We start from the raw sequence: 18,303 nt of genomic DNA, 5'->3' as shown, positions 1-18,303 counted from the left end.
TTGCCGGCTCTTATCCGAAACCGGCAATTCTTTTTATTTATTCTTTCTGACCCTGCAGTGCGGCTTTATAATGCCGCACTTTTTTCAGCATGCGCGCTGTCTTTATGCCCTGCGGGAAAAATCCGCTTAAGCCAGTGCCTTAGCGCTTTAAGCAGCTGAATCACAAGCAGGTTTGTAAGAGACAGCCCATAGATGCACCCGATGAGTTTTAAGCTAAGCGGTGTGACACTGAAAATACCGCTTAATCCCGGGATCAGCAGCACAGCGTGCAGCAGGACAAAACCGATGCCAAAGGCTCCGAGCAGATACCGGTTGCCAAAGAAACGTTTTGTAAACAGCACGGGCGCTTCTTCCTTGCAGTTAAAGCCATGAATCAGCCTGGACAAACAGAGTGTCGCAAAGGCCATGGTGCTCGCCATTTGGGCCCCTCCGGCCTCCAGGCCGATATAAAAGGCAGCCATCGTGGTGATACCGATCACCAGCCCTTCTACAGCGATCCTGGTGAGAATAAACCCGTTCAATATCGATTCTTTGGCAGCCCTGGGCGCTTTCTCCATCACGCTGCCGGAATGAGGTTCCAGCCCCAAAGCGATGGCCGGCAGACTGTCCGTAAGCAGATTGATAAACAATAGATGCACCGCCGCAAACGGAACCGGCAGCCCGGCAACCGCCGCATACAGCACTGCAAGGATTCCGGCAGTATTGCCCGACAGCAGGAACTGTATGGCTTTGCGGATGTTTTCATATACATTTCTTCCGTTTTCCACAGCCTTTACGATTGTGGCAAAATTATCGTCGGCCAGCACCATGGAGGCCGCATCCTTTGCGGCTTCCGTGCCTGTGATGCCCATAGCCACGCCGATATCGGCCTGCTTAAGAGCCGGAGCGTCATTCACGCCATCCCCTGTCATAGCCACGATACAGCCTTTCTCCTGCCAGGCGCGGACAATACGTATCTTATGTTCCGGAGATACTCTGGCATAGACGGAGACCTGATCCACCATGTTTACCAGCTGGCTGTCGGTCAGATTTTCTATATCGCTGCCCTCCACGGCGCGTTCACCGTCCCGCAGGATCCCGATCTGTCTGGCAATTGCGGAGGCCGTCACCTTATGATCCCCCGTAATCATGACCGGGCGGATTCCTGCACGGATACACTCCTCCACCGCCAGGCGTGACTCCTCTCTGGGCGGGTCCATCATCGCCATGAGGCCTATAAAATGCAGGTGATTTTCATCTTCCCTGGAAATTTGCGCATCCGTGACCTCCTTCTGCGCAAAGGCGAGCACACGGAGCCCCTGTTCCGAATACTCCTGATTGACTTTGATGATGCGGTCCTTCTCTTGATCAGACAGCTCCATCCGGCCCAGCAGCACATCCACAGCGCCCTTAGTGACCATAGTAAGCCGTCCGCCCATCTCATGGACGGTGGTCATCAGCTTTCGGTCCGAGTCAAACGGGATCTCCGCCAGGCGCGGATACTGTCCTCTGATCTCTGACGGAATCAGCCCAAACATCTCGGCGGCCTTAATGAGCGCCAGTTCCGTAGGATCTCCCACAGACTCCCCTCCCTCGTCGCTGGCATCGCTGCATAATATGCCGCACCGAAGCAGCAGCTTCAGGGAGGTGTCCTGAGTTTGGGTATCAACGGTCTTAAGTTTCTCACTCACCGGCTGTAGTTTCCCGTCCGTATAGCAGGACTTGACGGTCATCCGATTCTGTGTCAGTGTCCCTGTCTTGTCAGAGCAGATGACAGAAACGCTTCCAAGCCCTTCCACTGCCTGCAGTTTCCGAATGATCGCATGTTCTCTCGCCATCTTCTGTGTGCCAAACGAGAGCACTATAGTAACGATGGAACTTAGCGCTTCGGGTATAGCCGCTACCGCCAGTGCTACCGCAAATAGGAAGGAATCCATCACCGGCTGCCCGCGGAAGATATTCACCGCAAATAAAGACGCGCAGATCGCCAGTATGATGACGGACAGATTCTGCCCGAACCGGTCCAGGCTGGTCTGCAGCGGAGTCTTCTTTTCTTTCGTGCTGTTTAAAAGTGAGGCAATCTTGCCGACCTCCGTCTCCATCCCGATGCCGGTGACCAGGAAGCGGCCCCTGCCATAGGTGACAAAACTGCCGGAAAAGACCATATTCTTCTGATCGCCCAGGGCCGGGCGCCCTTTAAGCTCACAATCCTCTTTATCCGCGCTGACGCTCTCACCGGTCAGCGCGCTCTCATTGATTTTCAGGCTGGCATTCTCCAAAATCCTGCCGTCCGCGCATACGTAATCCCCCGCTTCCAGGCAGACAATATCTCCCACTGTAACATCCCTGGAAGGAATCACGCGCAGAACACCTCCGCGCATCACCTTGGCCGATGGCGCGGACAGCCGTTTTAAACTGTCCAGGGACTGTTCGGCCTTCTGTGTCTGCACGGTGCCCAGGACCGCATTCATCGTTATGACTGCCAATATAACAACCGAACTCTCCCAGTCTCCCAACAGGGCGGAAACCGCAGCGGCAGCGATCAGTATGATCACAAGAAAATCACGGAACTGCTCAAGGAAAATGAGCCATATGCTCTTCTTTTTCTCCGCTGTAAGCTCATTAAATCCCAGCTGCTCCCTTCTTGCCTCCGCTTCCTGTAAGGTCAGTCCGCCCGGCTCTGTGCCGATGCGGTTCAACAGCTCTTCTTTTGACAGTGTGTACGCTTCTTCCTTACTTAATTTCTTCATATTACAGCCTCCCATTCTGTCACCAGCCAAAGGCTGATGACCTCTGCACACATCCGCGTGCTTTCTCTTTTTCTCCGGGTATCTGACCGGATCTGCAGATCCCGCTTGGAAGGTGTTCTAATAATTTCAGAGCACTAAAAAAGGCGGGACTTCTATCGCAATCTGTGATCAGGCCGGACACATGCTGCTGCATGTATCCGGTCTCACGGACGCTTCTGCCGGCCTGCGGCCGCTTCTGCGCCTTCGTGCGGATAAAAATCTCGCCGTCCCTCACGGTACCGGACCATCCGGCCCACTGCCGCATGATCGTATTGACGATACCGTAAACATTCCGTGCATTCATATCCCTGCCCGAAATGCCAGCTACTCCTTTTTATGGTTTCAATACCCTTATTAAATTTGTATCCAGACTTTAACATAGAAACAGAGGGATTGCAATACCTTTTCAAGAATCTTAACAATACTTTTATACGTAACAGGTCTGTTCACAGTTACCGAAAAATTTCCGCGTATGAGAGGGCAGGGTATGAACTAGTAAGTCTTATCAAAACCACACATAAATGCAGAATAAAGTAAAAGCGATCATCGCTGCTGAAAAGATGGCGGCAATCAAAAGTGCCGCTTTCACCGCACCCCAGACTGCATATTTCATCTCGCCTTTTTGAAGCTGTTCACCGCTTGCCTTAGGCCGGTTTGCAGCATCTTCTTTATACCAGGGCATGCCCTCCACATTCATATCAGCGATTACGATATCCTCTTCCCGTATTTCTTCCTCTTCATCCGCGTCCATGCGCTCAAACTCATTCTGGGGATTTTCCGCCATATTTTCTTTTCCACGCTCCTTATCTATGCACCCAGATGTGCAGGGTGCACTTCTGTTTTTCAATAGGACCATACAGCCTGCGAAAATGCGAAGGGGACAGCCGGTCCCTTCAAGCAGAGCCGGCTCTCCCCCATCAATTGTATTTACTGTGCCTGTGATTCTTCCTTGCTGACACTTTTAGCATCGTCATACAGATGGCATGCCACGAAATGTCCGGGATCCACTTCCTTTGTCTCCGGCACGGCCTGCTTACAGATATCCATGCAGTGCCTGCATCTGGTATGGAACTTACATCCGGAAGGCGGATTGGCGGGTGAAGGGATGCTTCCCTCCAGGATCACCCGGTTCATTTTCACATCCGGATCAGGCACGGGTATTGCGCTGAACAGCGCCTGGGTATACGGATGCAGAGGGCGCGCAAACAGCTGATCCTTGCTGGCATACTCCACCATATTGCCCAGATACATTACTCCTATGGTATCTGAAATATGCTGTACCACGGACAGATCATGGGATATGAACAGGTATGTCAGATGATACTGCTCCTGCAGATCCATCAGCAGATTGATGATCTGCGCCTGTATGGACACATCCAAAGCCGAAACCGGTTCATCACAGACTATGAAGTCCGGATTTAACGCCAGGGCTCTGGCGATACAGATACGCTGCCGCTGGCCGCCGGAAAACTCATGGGGATACCTGTCCTTATGGTAAGGCTGAAGTCCGCAGGACTTCATGATCTTATCCAGATAGTCGTCATACTCATCCTTAGGCACCAGCTCATGCACCTTTACCGCTTCGCCGATGATTTCCGAAACCGGCATACGCGGCGAAAGGCTGGCATAAGGGTCCTGAAAAATCATCTGGATCTTCGGACGGATTGCCCTAAGTTCCGCTTTGGATAAAGCTCCAAGATCCGTGCCGTTGTACTTCACGCAGCCGTCCGTCTTCTCTTCCAAACGCAGAAGCGTCTTGCCGATCGTTGACTTGCCGCAGCCGGATTCCCCTACAAGCCCCATCGTGGTACCCTGGGGAATGCGGAATGTCACACCGTCCACAGCCTTTACATATCCCACCACATGCTTGAAAAAGCCTGCCTTAATGGGAAAGTACTTCTTTAAGTTTTCCACTTCTATGATATATTTATTCTCTTCCATCTTCAGGCCTCCTCTCCCAGTTGTAGCAGCTGACAAAATGTGTGGGGGAAACCTGTATTTCCTCCGGATATGCCCCGTCACAGACCTTGGTGCAGCGGTCGCAGCGGTCACGGAAATAGCAGTAATCCGGCATATTCACCGGGTTTGGCACACTGCCGGGGATGTTATAAAGCCGGTCCACCGTTTTATTCACCACAGGCTTGCTTCTCATCAGGCCGATGGTATAAGGATGTCTCGGATCGTGGAATATATCTGCCGCCGTCCCTTTTTCAATGATCCGGCCGGCATACATAACTACCACATAATCCGCCATCTCGGCAATCACACCCAGGTCATGGGTGATCAGCATAATGCTGCTGTTGATTTTATCCTTCAGCTCACGCAAAAGATCCAGAATCTGCGCCTGAATCGTCACATCCAGAGCGGTTGTGGGCTCATCTGCGATGATGAGTCTGGGGCTGCAGGCAAGGGCCATGGCGATCATAACTCTCTGGCGCATGCCGCCGGAAAGCTCATGAGGATACATGGAATACACGCCTTCGCTGTTGGCAATTCCAACCAGTTCCAGCATCTCAATGCTTCTCGCCTTGCGCTGCTCCTTCGTCATATCAGGGCGATGGAGTTCTATGACTTCATCCAGCTGCATGCCGATACGGAACACAGGGTTTAGACTGGTCATGGGCTCCTGGAAGATCATGGATACCTGGCTTCCGCGGATATGCTGCATCACTTCTATAGGAGTCTTCGCAATATCGTATACCTTATCACCGGTATTAAAGCGGATTGCGCCCTCCACAATTTGTCCCTGCGGCCGCTGTACCAGCTGCATCAGCGACAGGCTCGTCACCGATTTGCCGCAGCCGGATTCACCGACCACGCCCACGGTCTCACCCTGCGGGATATTAAAGCTTACGCCGTTTACCGCCTTCACCGTGCCCACATCCGTAAAGAAATAGGTATGCAGATTGTCAAATTCCACTACGTTGCCCGGATCCTTCATAGTTGTCAGATATTCGGATTCCGGTATATGCTTTCTGTTCTTCTTCTTTTCCAGCTCATTGGTAATCCTGCGGTTTTCTTTCGAAATTGCCCGTGACTCCTTGGCCGAAATAAAATTCGTATCTTTCTTCTTGTTATTTGCCATACTGGTCACCTACCTTTTCATCTTGGGATCGAACGCGTCGCGAAGACCGTCGCCTACGAAGTTGAATCCCAGCACCGCCAGGAGAATCAGCAGTCCCGGCGGCATCCAGATATACCAGTAGCTTGTCATAACCTGAATGTCGTTAGCCGCATTGATGATACTGCCCCAGGATGCCAGCGGATATTTCAGTCCCAGCCCCAGGAAACTCAAGGTCGCCTCGGTGATGATGATGCTGCCCAGATTCATGGTAGCCTGAACAATCAGAAGAGGCATCACGTTCGGAATCAGATGGCGGAAGATACGGCGTTTTACCGGGATACCGGTGGCCTCCGTTGCCATCATGAATTCCTGTTCGCGCAGGGAGAGGATCTGGCCGCGGACCGTCCTTGCCACATTGGTCCAGCCCAGTACCGCCAGCACAAACATCAGCGCAAATATACGCGCGGTGGAGCTGATATCCAGCGAATCCATCACCGCGCCGACGATCATGGCCATGGGATAAAACGGAATACTGTTGAACAGATCCACCACCCTCATCAGAACATTGTCCACGATCTTTCCGAAATATCCGGCCACACCTCCGACGATGATTCCGATGAATAATTCCACAAATACCACGACAAAACCTACCAGCAGGGAGATCCGGCCGCCGTACATAAGGCGGGTCAGCACATCCATACCGTTGCTGTCAAGGCCAAGCCAATGGGAAGACGAGGGCGCCTCAAAACGGCGGATCAGCTCGCTGCTGCCCATGGTAGTGAAATAGAAATTGGAGTTCACCACATTCATCTTATATTCCACTTCACTGCCGGAAGCATCCGGCACTGTGAAGCTTGAAGTCCGCGCCTCCACAGCGTCCCTCGCCGCCATCTTAAATTCGATACTTAAGTTAATTCCCTGTCCGTTAGGGTTCACGATGATATGAGATGCAGCTGCAAAAGCTTCACCTGCCGCGTCATATACGATCGCATCGCCGTCCTCGTCTGTTTCCAGCGTATATTTCTCTCCATCCACCGTAAAGGAGGTTTTGTTGTTATGATATGCCTTCTCACATTCCAGACGGAAATCATAAGAATTCACAAGCGCTTCGCTGTCTGCGGAATATGCATCAATGACCAGTTTCGAAGCGATGCCCAGCGTGACTGATTTGCAGATTTCCGCCTTCTTGCCGGTCATGCGCACCTCATAGTCCACACCGCCATAGGAAAACTGGCTCTGCCCAGCATCCAGCGCCGCATTGATCGCGCTCTTAAGCCCGTCGCTGATGGTCTCGCCTTCCTTTACCTGCATGGCCTTGCTGCTCGTTAATACCGTGCAGATCGCATCCAATTTGGTGATCTGATAGCTGTCCTCACCGATCGGAATCAGGGTATACCCGGCGCCGTCCGCTTCAAAGGTATCGTTTCCCTTGCTGGTGGCCAGCGCGATCTGTGACTTTGCCGATCCCGACAGCGTCTCGCCTTCCTTCATGGTATAACGCAGCTCCGAATTGTACACGGCGGCGGCATAATCCTTCTGAATCATGTCCATCCCCTTAAACACCTGAGTCTGGCTGTAAGGGGTGATCAGTCCGCCTATAAAAGCGAACAGAAACAGCACCACAAGAATAACCAGGCCGATGATGGCAAGTTTATTCCTGAAAAAGCGCTTGGCAACCAGCATACCCGGCGAGAGTACCTTTACACGCCTGGCGTCATCCAGCGCCATCTCCTTCTCTTCTGCACTTGGAGAGGCCTGTATATTATTTGTTTTGTTTTCTTCTTTCACCTGCAAGCCACCTCCGTTAATTTATTCGAACGCGTGGATCAACAACTGCGTACATAATATCTGCCAGCAGCAGGCTGACCTGCGTAAGTATCAAAGTAAATGTCAGATAAAACATGGCGAACGGGATATCGCCCTTTGTCGTCGCCAGATATGAGATATAGCCGATGCCTGGGATCTGATATACGGTCTCGGTGATCAGAGAGCCCGTAAACATGCTCGGGATCAGATAGCTCATATAACTGACCAAAGGAATCAGCGTATTCCGAAACGCATGTTTATTGATGACCTTCTTCTCGGGAAGGCCCTTTGCCCTGGCTGTCCGGATATAGTCCGCGTTCAGCACTTCCAGCATATTGGTTCTGGTATAACGCATCAGTCCGCCGATACTTAACATCGTAAGCGTGATGACCGGCAGCACCAGATGATGGCCGATATCCAGCATCTTGCCGATGGTATCCAGCTGATTATAATATCGCCCGGTTACACCGTACATGTCAAACCATCCCAGTTTGACGCAGAACACATATTTCAGCAAAATCGCCAGGAAGAATGTGGGCAGCGAAATGCCCATCAGCGCGAACACCGTGATCGCATAATCCGATTTCTTGTACTGGTTCTTTGCCGCAATGATTCCCAGCGGAATAGAAATCAGCAGTTCTACAAATAATGTGATAACATTCAGAATAATCGTATAACCGATTACCTGCTTAAATTTTAATACTACCGGCACTCCGTATTCCCAGGATTCTCCAAAGTCACCTCTTACAGCATCGCCGAGCCAGCCAACGAACCCTGCCAGGATACCTTTGTCCAGGCCATAGACGGAAGTCAGCTGTGTCACCCACTCCTGGTATGTCTTGGAGCTGGTCGGATTGCTGGCCCTCTGCCTCGCGAGATTTTCGATAAAGGAAGTCGGCAGGCAGCGGATTACCGCATAAGCTACCAGGGCGCCGGAGATGACGATCACTATACCGATTAAAATCCTTTTTATAATATATTTGCCCATGGCTTTACCACCCTCTGTTTTTCTTCTTATGATTCATCCGTCAGGATTTGACGAAACCGCCACGATAGATCATCCATATACAGCAGTGAGGGCTGCCCCAAAATACCTGTTTTTGTGACAGCCCCATTGCCGTGACTTTGGATTCATGGCTGTTTCGCCATTCATCCTGCAGTTTCGCCTGCTAAGTTATAGAGAAAATCCGCAGTTAGTTCATTTCCAGATTTTCTACTTCAGCCCACCATTCATAGAAGGTAGTGATATCCGGTGTCATGGTATCCATGTTGATTCTGTCAGTACTGAAGATGACACAGTTCTGACGCTGGTAAGCAGGAACTTCTACCGCCCAGTCAATAATGATATCCAGACACTGTTTGTAAACAGACTTACGGTAGGACTGATCATCGCTTCCGCGTGCGTCTACCAGCAGTTCATCCAGCGCGGGATCTGCCAGATGATAGTGGTTGCTGTCAGAACCACCCTGTCCGATGATACCTGAAGAGTGATAGGTCTGGAACATATCAGGATCGATCGTTGCCTGCCATGCAGCACACCAGATCTCCTGTGTTCCCGCATCCAGTCTCTCCCAAAGCACGGTAGACTGCGCAAGGTCGTTCACCTTCAGCTCCAGGCCGATAGATGCCAGCGCCTGAGATGCATCGGTCAGGATTGCAAATGAAGGATGGTCGCCAGTGCCGTCGCCGGGGATCAGCGCTTCATAAGACATCTTAGCGCCTTCCGGAGCAGCGGTAAATTTGCCGGATGCCTCGTCAAAGGTATAGCCTGCAGCCTTAAAGAAACCGATCGCAGCCTGCAGAGCAGCTTCATACTTCTGATCCGGGGTCATATCCGCCGTATAGATCGGATTGCCGTCCACATCTACGGAGAATGCCTGCTGATAATCGGCATCGGTAGGCTGAGGTGCTGCCCAGGATGTGTTGGAAATCGGGTAGTTGATTACGCTTGCTGCCTCACCGTAATAGCTGTCAATGGAAGTGTCACGGTATACGGACAGCAGTGTTGCAAAACCTTTTCTTAAGCTCTTGGAAGCGTCGGAAGAAGCCTCTCCCGCAACGTTCATCGTATCCGCATTCAGACCGATGTATCCGTATCCAAGATTATCCACTTTCGTTGTAGTGATTACATCACCTGTGATCTCGCCGTTGGAGTTGTAGCCCTGCACTTCGTCAAAACGCTCTACGGATCCGGTCATCTCACCCATATCCACAGTGCCGTTCTTAACACCGGCAGCGACTTCGTTGGCAACGATTTCTTTGTACTGCACATATTTGATCTTAGGCTGGCCAAAGCAGTAGTTCTCATTGGCTTCCAAATAAACAACCTTGTCCTTGTACTCTACAAATTTGTAAGGGCCGGAGCCTACAGGCTGAGTTGTCTTCGCTTCCACAACGGACAGATCGCCGTAAGGATGGCCGAACTGATTGTTCTCGTAGTCATACTGTGCGGGGTCGCCGTAGTAATGCAGCGGTGCAACCGGGATGCCCAGCAGGTTGTAGATCGCGGGAGCTGCAAAGCCGTTCATCGTGATCTGAACCGTGTAGTCATCAACCTTTACAATACCTGCGATATTCGGGATACCGTTTTCCAGTTCGGGCTCGCTCGCTGCGAAGTTGCTGATAAATGCGTCCTTGGAAGTTCCAAGAACATCCGCTTCTCCATTGCCCAGAGTTTCGGTATCATAGTAGGTTACCGGATCATTATCATACTGTGCCATAACCTCGGCAGCCGCTTCTTCGATTGTCGGAGCCTTGCCGTTCTTTACATCCCACTCTGTGCCGGCGCCGGTACCAACCAGCATACCCGCATCGTTGAGGGATGCAAAGCCGTACATAGCCATGCCGAAAGCAACCTTCATGTTGTCGTCTTTTTCGATATCAGCCGCTTTTAATCCCAAAGCCGCCGCTGCGTTATCATCATCCAAATAGTCGCCTACCATGGAATCCACGATCATCTGAACATGTGCAGCCCAGTTCTGTTTTACTGTATCCCAGAACCATGTCTGCATCTCTTCTGTCCATGCATCGGAAGAAGACCACTTGTGATCGATTCCGGCCTCATAGAGAGGATCCACGATCGCTTTGTACTTGTCATAGATCTCGGATGTGGTCTGTGTCACATAATCCTGCAGTCCCACGATATCATAGGAGTTTGCAGTTGTGGAACCCACATATGCGGGATCCAAAAACACATAATATGTAAAGATCACATCGTCAGCCGTTAAGGGCTCTCCGTCTGAAAATTTCAGATCATCCCTAAGCTTAACGGTATAGGTCGTGGTATCGGCCGCCTCATCACGGTCTACGGTAATATCCGTAATTCCCTGATAAGTGTAATCGGTACCGTTGTAGTTTACAGTCTCACCTTCGATGGAGTTCATGATCACCCCGCCGAGTCTGTCCGTTGTTACCAGCGCCTGGAATACCATATCCACGATATCCATATCATATGCGGTATCCGCATAGAACGGGCTGAACTTCTGGCTGAACTGGCTGGTACCGATTACTAACGGTACTTCTTTGCCGTCCGTTGATCCGGAAGTTTCTGCTGCTGTTGTGCTCTCTGCAGCAGCTGTTGTGCTTTCTGCAGGCGCAGCCGTTGTTTCGTCTGCTTTCTTGCCGCAGCCTGCGATCATGGATGCGCACAATACCAGCGCCATAAGCAAAGCTGCTGCTTTTTTCAAATTGCCTTTCATAGTATACCTCCTTTTTCGTATTACTTTATTATATATAAATTATATAATAAACACATTAACTGTCCTGGCCGGAAGCTTCGGTCCTGACCGGCACTTTCCTGCGCCCCAAAAGATATGCCGCCGCCGCCATAAGCGTCACGGCCATCAGATAGATCATCTCTCCCGCCGGATTACCTCCGCTGCTCGCAAAAATCAGATACGCCAGCTCTCCTACCGCGGAACAAACCGCGAGAACCGCAATCGCCGCAGCCGATTTGCGTACGCGCATCAGGGAGTAATCATATGCCTTCTGTGTCATCCTGCGTTCCCCGAATACGAGGTTGCAGATGCCAATCTCTGTATAAATCAGTGGGAAAACTGTGATGATATAAGGAAATACCACATAGATTGTGCGGCTTCCCCCCGTATTGACAAGACCTGCCAAAATCAGCATTGCAAACAGTACGATACCGCTGATCCCATAGCTAAACTTCAGCTTTTTATATTCTTCATCCGGCAGATCTACAACATACCATGTCCCTTGATATATGTACTTCGGCTTTTTACCGCCGTCCTCCTGCCGGATATAATCCTTCGCATAGTTTCGTTCTCTGACTAATCCCATATAATCTGATACAAACCTTCCTTAGTAAGAAGGCCGGATGGCCGGCATTCTCTGTTTCTATGTGAAAAAGAATCCCGCACATGGGGGATACTCCGCCTGCGCGTTTTTATTCTGCAGTTTTTTCTGCTGGAAAAATGGGGATTTCGAAAATACCCCCCCCCCGGGTATTCAGGCATATCTTGAAATCGATTATATACTAAATCGCATTTATTGTCAATTTCAACAAGTATAAAAACAATTGTTTTATCTTTACTGTACTATTTGAACATTTCAAAAATTATTGTAAGTCTGCATAAATATACAGGCCCGCATTGCGGGCCTGTATATGGTTAAATCTGTAAAGAAGCTCATATTTTTTCCTTGCGAATTTTCCTGATTTTACTTCTTTTTTACGCCGGTCTGCCCCCTTTTCCCAGGCTTTACACTCATCAGATCCAGCTCTTTTCCGTTATAGTTTATGGTTTCATGGCCGTTTTCAAGCACATAAATGGCTTTCACCATGTCATCTTTACCCATAGTTATGCATTTATTTCCAAGTGCATTTTTTTTCATCTCCGGCAGCTGGTCTGCAGTCAGACGGAGGAAGTAACCTTTTTCCGTCTGCAATACGAACTGCCGCCCTTCATTGAGCCATATTTCGGCCACCTGATCACCGTCCGTCAGCTTTGTACCCGCCACTGCCCGCACATTTGTATCGAATTCGGTGCCCTTTACGATCTTGCCCAGGCCCGATCGGGTGATAAAGACCAGGTCGGACTGCTTCAGATTCTCCATGGAAGAGGTATAAAGGATGGATTCCTCCTCCGTCTTATAGGATAAAAGTGTCTCAATATGAACTCCCTTATCCCGCAGTTTGGCCAATGGGATATCCATGGCCTTCACCTGATAGGCATAGCCCGCATCCGTAAAGAATACGGCTTTATCGGTATTTTTAACCGGAACTACCGTCCGGTTTTCCGCCTCAACCGTTTCTCTGTTGCGTTCATAGGTGGCAGTATCCAGAAGCTTGACATATCCAAACCGGTTCATGGTAAAAATGAGATCCTGCTCCTCCACCTTTGCCTCCACGGCCACAGCTCCGGTCTGATTGGTAATCTCCGTCCTGCGCTCCATCGGAAATTTATGCTTTATATCTTCCAGATCCTCGCAGATCGTTCTTTTCATGGCATTTTTATCGGAAAGGATCTTTTCATAGCGCGCGATCTTAGCGACTGTCTGACGGTATTCCTTTTCCAGAGCGAGGATTTCCAGATTGATCAGCTTTGAAAGGCGAAGCTCTAAAATGGCGGTGGCCTGTACCTCCGTAAAATGCAGCTGCGCGGCTTCCTTCCTCGACCCCGCGGACTTAAAATTCACCTGATTAGGCAGTCCCATCAGGCAATCCTTCGCCTCGCGGATGGATTTGCTGCCCCGGATGATTTCAATGATCAAATCGATGATATCGATGGCCCTGATCAGACCTTCCTGCACCTCTTTTCTGTCCTTCTCCTTCTCCAGCAGCGTCGCAAACTTTCTGGTATTGACTTCCACCATGAAATCCAGATGTTTCGTCAGGATTGCTTTTAAAGACAGTGTCTCCGGCCTTCCGTCCACGATCGCCAGCATATTGACGCCGAAGGTATCTTCGAGTTTGGTTTTCTTATAGAGGATATTTTTCACCCGTTCTATGTCGGCGCCCCTCTTCACCTCCAGCACGATGCGGATACCGTCCTTATCGGACATATTGGATACATCGGTGATCTCCGGAAGCTGCTTTTTCCCGATCAGTTCGGACAGATCGATAAAAAACTTCGTAAGCCCGCTGCCGACCATAGTGGGCGGGATCTCCGTGATTACCAGACGGTCTCTTTCCCGTTTTCCTTTTTCAAATTCCACCCGGCCCCGCACTTTAATCTTGCCATTTCCGCTGGTATAAATTTCTTCCAGATCCGCCTGGTTAATCACAATGCCGCCGGTAGCCCAGTCCGGACCCTTGATATACTCCATCAGCTCATGTACCGTAATATCCGGGTTTTTCAGGCAGGCAACGGACGCATCGACCGCCTCTTCCAGATTATGAGAAGGGATGCTGGTCGTCATGCCTACAGCGATGCCGTCAGCGCCGCTTATAAGCAGGTTCGGGATTTTAACCGGAAGCACGCTCGGCTCCTTTTCCGTGCCGTCAAAGTTCGGGATCATATCCACCACATTTTTATCCAGGTCGGCGAGAAACGCTGCATCCGTGATCTCCTGCAGTCTGGCCTCTGTGTACCTGGCCGCGGCGGCGCCATCCCCTTCGATCGAACCGAAATTGCCGTGCGGATCCACTAAAGGCAGGCTCTTTTTGAAATCCTGAGCCATTACTACCATGGCGTCATAGATGGATGCATCCCCATGAGGATGATATTTGCCCATGGTATCGCCCACAATACGGGCGGACTTTCGGTGAGGTTTGTCATGATGGGTGCCAAGCTCGTCCATCGCGTACAGGATGCGGCGCTGCACCGGCTTTAATCCGTCTCTGACATCCGGCAGCGCCCTGGCGGTAATCACCGACATGGCATAATCAATATAGGATTTCTGCATTACCTCGCTGTATTCTGTCTGCACTATTTTCTCTGACATATTTCTCTCCGTTTCCTCATAATCTATCTTCCTTAATTAACTGTAACGGTTTCTGACAACGGTGACCGGCCTTTTCGGTCAAGAAGATGCGCCGTATGAACCCATAAGGTCAGACATCCAAATCCGCCATGGAGGCGTTGTCATGAATGAACTGTTTGCGCGGCACCACATCCGTACCCATCAGAACCCCCGTCATATGTCCCGCCAGATAGGCATCCTCCACGCTGACCTGTCTTAGCACACGGTGCTCCGGGTCCATCGTGGTTTCCCAGAGCTGCTCAGCATCCATTTCCCCGAGACCTTTGTATCTCTGAAGATGAAATTCCTTATGTTTCTTTTTGTAGCGTTCCAAAGCGGCATCGTCATACAGATATTCTTCCGGACCTTTTTTAGGGATTGCCTTATACAGAGGCGGTGTGGCCAGATACACATGTCCCTCTGTGATGAGCTCCGGCATAAAACGGTAAAAGAATGTCAAAAGCAGTGTGGCGATATGGGAGCCGTCCACATCCGCATCGGTCATGATGATGATCTTATCATACTTTAATCGCGTGATATCAAAGTCATGCCCATAACCTTCGCTGAAGCCGCAGCCAAATGCTTCGATCATGGACTTGATCTCCAGGTTAGCAAGCACTTTATCCATGGAGGCTTTTTCCACATTCAATATCTTGCCGCGGATCGGCAGGATCGCCTGATGCCTTCGGTTTCTTGCTGTCTTGGCCGATCCCCCGGCCGAATCGCCTTCCACGATGAAGATTTCGTTCATCGAAGCATCCCTGCTCTCACAGTTTGCCAGTTTTCCGTTGCCATCAAATGAGAACACCGGCTTTGAAAGCAGATTGCTTCTGGTCCGTTCCTCGGCCCTGCGGATCTTGGCCGACCGCTCCGCACAGGATATGCAGGCTTTTAAAGCGTCCAGATGTTTATCAAAATACAGGGTCAACTCATCCCCGATCACATTGGAAACCGCTCTGGTCGCATCCGTGCTGCCAAGCTTTGTTTTCGTCTGCCCTTCAAACTGGGGGTCCGGATGCTTGATCGCGAGGATCGCCGTCATGCCGCATCTGGTATCCGCGCCGGTAAAATTATTATCCTTTTCCTTCAGGGTGCCGAGTTCTCTGGCGTAGGAGTTGATAAGCGCCGTATACCTGGCTTTAAAGCCTGTAATATGGGTGCCGCCCTCCACCGTATTTATATTGTTACAGAAGCCCAGAATCTCTTCTTCAAAGGAATCCGTAAACTGCAGGGCCAGTTCCACCTCGATCCCCTCGGATACGGACTTCACATAGATTGGTTCACAGCTGGGATTTTTGCCTTTATTCAGCTCTTTCAGATATCCTTTGATGCCTTCTGACTCGTGAAATTCGATTTCTTCCTCTTCGCCGGCTCTTTCGTTGCGAAACAGGATGGTTAACCCCGGGTTCAGATAAGCCACTTCATGGAGGCGGTTTCGGATGTGTTCCGCCTTAAAGCGGATCCGTTCAAAGATCGTATCATCCGGCAGAAAGCGGATACATGTGCCTGATTTTCTGGTCTTTCCAATCACGGGGAGCAGCCCGTCTTCAAGTTCCAGCGTAGGAATCCCGCGGTGATAGAGATCGCGGTAAATCTTCCCGCCCTGATAGACAAACACCTCCATCTCCTCTGAGAGCGCATTAACAACCGATGAACCCACTCCGTGCAGTCCGCCGGAAACCTTGTAGGATGTGTTGTCAAATTTGCCGCCCGCATGCAGCGTGGTAAAAACGACCCGCTCCGCGGAAACGCCTTTCTGATGCATATCCACCGGGATTCCGCGGCCATTGTCCTCCACAGATGCATACCCGTCTTTCTGCAGCGTCACTGTTATTTTATCGCAGTATCCGGCCAAATGCTCGTCCACCGCGTTATCCACGATCTCATAGACCAGATGGTTCAGCCCCCTGCTCCCAGTGTTGCCGATATACATCCCCGGCCGCCTCCTGACCGCCTCAAGGCCTTCCAGAACCGTAATGCTGTCTGCATTATATTTTGCCATACGTACCTCCAACTATATTGCCATATTAATCAACTGCTGTTTCGTAAATATTTTTTACTCCGTTAAAAACACCTGTTAAAACTGCGCCATTCTTTGTGAACACTCTATTAGACGCTATATTATCCGCATGAACAAACGACTTTATTTTAGAATATCCAAGTAATTTACATTTTTTCAATACTTCAATAAACAATGCATTTCCATATCCTCTTCCACGATATGTTTTCGCAATGCCATATCCAAAATTCCCGACACCCTGCTTTTCTAAAAACTCACTCGAATAATGCCGTATTCTCGCTATTCCGACAGGTTGCTCATCAATGTAGAAGAAATACGTCGTTTGCGGAATATAGTTTTCAGGCATGTTTTGTGCTCTTGAATAATCGTCTTGTTGAATTAACCATTCTTTATACTGATTAAAAGACATTCCATTCACTTCATTGGTAAAACCGTTTTCATTGCTTCCAATCTCCTGCAGCATTTGATACTCGGCTATACCATTTTGGGGTGAAAGCTGTTTTAATTCAATTTTCATACCTCAATCTCCTGACTGAATTATGTATAAATCTTACCGCATTGCAGAACACAAAGGACAGTGCCTGTCGGTACTGTCCCGCTTCGTCCCGCTGTAATCCTGTCAAAGTATAACAGAGAAATTCGGCACCGTCAAGAGGCTTCCGAATATATGTTCTTATGTTACTATTCACGGCTGCCGATAAAGCAGTGTAAGACAGGCCAGAGTATGGTCCTCATTGGGATCCCTCGAAGCCCGCCGGTTCTTTCGCTGCGTAGTTTGCAGCGTTAGAACCGCTGCGCGCTTCACGGAGCGAGAGCGCGTCCCTATGAAGACCATACTCTGGCCTGCCTTACGCGGAAGGTTTACGACAGCCATGAGAACTGTAACTCAAATATGGTACAGCCGTTCCATCCATTCCACAATTTTATGATAAGAAATCATGTACTCATCCTCTATCTTATTTAAATATTCGGCATAATACAGGATTCCGGCTTCCGGATCCACCGCGTAGGAAAAGGTGGCAAGCAGCTTTCCGGCGGCTTTGTCAATGCCGCAGCGGCACTTTTCGAGCACAGCCTCTGAAGGATTGCTGCCCCAGTAACAAAAAATCGGAGAGGCAATGATATAGCCCAGATTGCGTTTTCCCTTCATGTGCTTTACCGTCATTTCCCGGATTTTTTCATTATATTCCTTTAAGAACTCTTCCTCCGTCATGTCACAGGGGAGCACCACATAACTGTACAGATACTGCGCTTTTGTAAGAGGGCCTGCGGCATCGTAGAAATAAATGCCGATCATGACTTTGTCATCTTCAAAGAATGCGAAACCGGCGGCCTTTAAGAAATTTTTCACCTTTTCCCTGTCCGGCAGAGTGAGGCCTTTATGTACAAATACGGAATGCTCCTTCAGCACTTTGGACGGGTCCTCCATCACGCCGGGTTTTGTTCTGATAAAGCCGATCATTAAAGCGATGGCAGCGGCGGCAAAGACCGCCACAGCCAGCACCTGTACAGCCACGGGCTGTGCCGTAAGCTGCTTATAGAGCGGCGACTCGGGATTTCCGGCCATGAGCATGATCACCAGCAGTAAAAACAGCAGCACCACCATCAGCGCCCTCATGTTTTTTTTAGAGCCAAACAGGCCTCCGGGTTTTCCAGTTTTTCCAGACATATCAATTCCTCCCCTGATTTTACTTTGTCACAGCACAGGCTGCTGTCATCTG

General features: G+C 50.1%; 13 protein-coding genes. All 13 read right to left on the bottom strand.

The annotated features are described in order from the left end of the window. Window positions 1–65: 65 nt before the first annotated feature. The gene (locus DWZ56_RS15910; protein WP_118557588.1) at window positions 66–2,729 is read right to left on the bottom strand and encodes a cation-translocating P-type ATPase; all 2,664 of its coding nucleotides are present in this window, start codon (window positions 2,727–2,729) and stop codon (window positions 66–68) included. 19 nt (window positions 2,730–2,748) lie between these two features. Then, window positions 2,749–3,072: a hypothetical protein gene (locus tag DWZ56_RS15905; protein ID WP_118557587.1), complete on the bottom strand. Its 324-nt coding sequence runs from the start codon at window positions 3,070–3,072 to the stop codon at window positions 2,749–2,751. Between the two features lie 201 nt (window positions 3,073–3,273). Further along, window positions 3,274–3,552, bottom strand: a complete 279-nt coding sequence (locus DWZ56_RS15900; protein ID WP_118557586.1) for a hypothetical protein — start codon at window positions 3,550–3,552, stop codon at window positions 3,274–3,276. A gap of 143 nt (window positions 3,553–3,695) precedes the next feature. Further along, window positions 3,696–4,709 carry an ABC transporter ATP-binding protein gene (locus DWZ56_RS15895; RefSeq protein WP_118557585.1) on the bottom strand — a complete coding sequence of 338 codons (1,014 nt, stop codon included), beginning with the start codon at window positions 4,707–4,709 and terminating at the stop codon, window positions 3,696–3,698. Then, window positions 4,696–5,853, bottom strand: a complete 1,158-nt coding sequence (locus tag DWZ56_RS15890) for an ABC transporter ATP-binding protein (RefSeq protein WP_118557584.1) — start codon at window positions 5,851–5,853, stop codon at window positions 4,696–4,698. The genes DWZ56_RS15895 and DWZ56_RS15890 overlap by 14 nt, the downstream gene beginning before the upstream one ends. A gap of 9 nt (window positions 5,854–5,862) precedes the next feature. Next, complete coding sequence (locus tag DWZ56_RS15885; RefSeq protein WP_147369435.1) at window positions 5,863–7,620, bottom strand: ABC transporter permease; 1,758 nt, start codon at window positions 7,618–7,620, stop codon at window positions 5,863–5,865. A gap of 16 nt (window positions 7,621–7,636) precedes the next feature. After that, entirely contained in the window at window positions 7,637–8,626 is a 990-nt protein-coding gene (locus DWZ56_RS15880; RefSeq protein WP_118557582.1) for an ABC transporter permease, read from the bottom strand. A gap of 205 nt (window positions 8,627–8,831) precedes the next feature. Further along, the gene (locus DWZ56_RS15875) at window positions 8,832–11,336 is read right to left on the bottom strand and encodes an ABC transporter substrate-binding protein (protein WP_118557581.1); all 2,505 of its coding nucleotides are present in this window, start codon (window positions 11,334–11,336) and stop codon (window positions 8,832–8,834) included. A gap of 55 nt (window positions 11,337–11,391) precedes the next feature. Beyond that, complete coding sequence (locus DWZ56_RS15870; protein WP_118557580.1) at window positions 11,392–11,940, bottom strand: hypothetical protein; 549 nt, start codon at window positions 11,938–11,940, stop codon at window positions 11,392–11,394. Window positions 11,941–12,318: 378 nt separating this feature from the next. Next, window positions 12,319–14,544: a DNA gyrase/topoisomerase IV subunit A gene (locus DWZ56_RS15865; protein WP_118557579.1), complete on the bottom strand. Its 2,226-nt coding sequence runs from the start codon at window positions 14,542–14,544 to the stop codon at window positions 12,319–12,321. A 109-nt stretch (window positions 14,545–14,653) separates the two neighbouring features. Then, entirely contained in the window at window positions 14,654–16,564 is a 1,911-nt protein-coding gene (locus tag DWZ56_RS15860; RefSeq protein ID WP_118557578.1) for a DNA gyrase/topoisomerase IV subunit B, read from the bottom strand. 25 nt (window positions 16,565–16,589) lie between these two features. Beyond that, window positions 16,590–17,099 carry a GNAT family N-acetyltransferase gene (locus tag DWZ56_RS15855; RefSeq protein WP_118557577.1) on the bottom strand — a complete coding sequence of 170 codons (510 nt, stop codon included), beginning with the start codon at window positions 17,097–17,099 and terminating at the stop codon, window positions 16,590–16,592. A 369-nt stretch (window positions 17,100–17,468) separates the two neighbouring features. Then, the gene (locus tag DWZ56_RS15850; RefSeq protein ID WP_118557576.1) at window positions 17,469–18,251 is read right to left on the bottom strand and encodes a hypothetical protein; all 783 of its coding nucleotides are present in this window, start codon (window positions 18,249–18,251) and stop codon (window positions 17,469–17,471) included. Window positions 18,252–18,303: the final 52 nt, after the last annotated feature.

The organism is Lachnotalea sp. AF33-28, assembly GCF_003477885.1.
GTDB lineage: Bacteria > Bacillota > Clostridia > Lachnospirales > Lachnospiraceae > AF33-28.
The sequence above is the reverse complement of the archived record's forward strand: the minus strand, read 5'-3'. Positions and strand labels throughout refer to the sequence as shown.

Bases quoted from the DNA above. Each gene is read 5' to 3' on its own strand.
- DWZ56_RS15900 (WP_118557586.1), bottom strand. From the start codon at position 3,552: ATGGCGGAAAATCCCCAGAATGAGTTTGAGCGCATGGACGCGGATGAA.
- DWZ56_RS15895 (WP_118557585.1), bottom strand. From the start codon at position 4,709: ATGGAAGAGAATAAATATATCATAGAAGTGGAAAACTTAAAGAAGTAC.
- DWZ56_RS15865 (WP_118557579.1), bottom strand. From the start codon at position 14,544: ATGTCAGAGAAAATAGTGCAGACAGAATACAGCGAGGTAATGCAGAAA.
- DWZ56_RS15855 (WP_118557577.1), bottom strand. From the start codon at position 17,099: ATGAAAATTGAATTAAAACAGCTTTCACCCCAAAATGGTATAGCCGAG.
- DWZ56_RS15875 (WP_118557581.1), bottom strand. From the start codon at position 11,336: ATGAAAGGCAATTTGAAAAAAGCAGCAGCTTTGCTTATGGCGCTGGTA.
- DWZ56_RS15905 (WP_118557587.1), bottom strand. From the start codon at position 3,072: ATGAATGCACGGAATGTTTACGGTATCGTCAATACGATCATGCGGCAG.
- DWZ56_RS15910 (WP_118557588.1), bottom strand. From the start codon at position 2,729: ATGAAGAAATTAAGTAAGGAAGAAGCGTACACACTGTCAAAAGAAGAG.
- DWZ56_RS15870 (WP_118557580.1), bottom strand. From the start codon at position 11,940: ATGGGATTAGTCAGAGAACGAAACTATGCGAAGGATTATATCCGGCAG.
- DWZ56_RS15850 (WP_118557576.1), bottom strand. From the start codon at position 18,251: ATGTCTGGAAAAACTGGAAAACCCGGAGGCCTGTTTGGCTCTAAAAAA.
- DWZ56_RS15860 (WP_118557578.1), bottom strand. From the start codon at position 16,564: ATGGCAAAATATAATGCAGACAGCATTACGGTTCTGGAAGGCCTTGAG.
- DWZ56_RS15880 (WP_118557582.1), bottom strand. From the start codon at position 8,626: ATGGGCAAATATATTATAAAAAGGATTTTAATCGGTATAGTGATCGTC.
- DWZ56_RS15890 (WP_118557584.1), bottom strand. From the start codon at position 5,853: ATGGCAAATAACAAGAAGAAAGATACGAATTTTATTTCGGCCAAGGAG.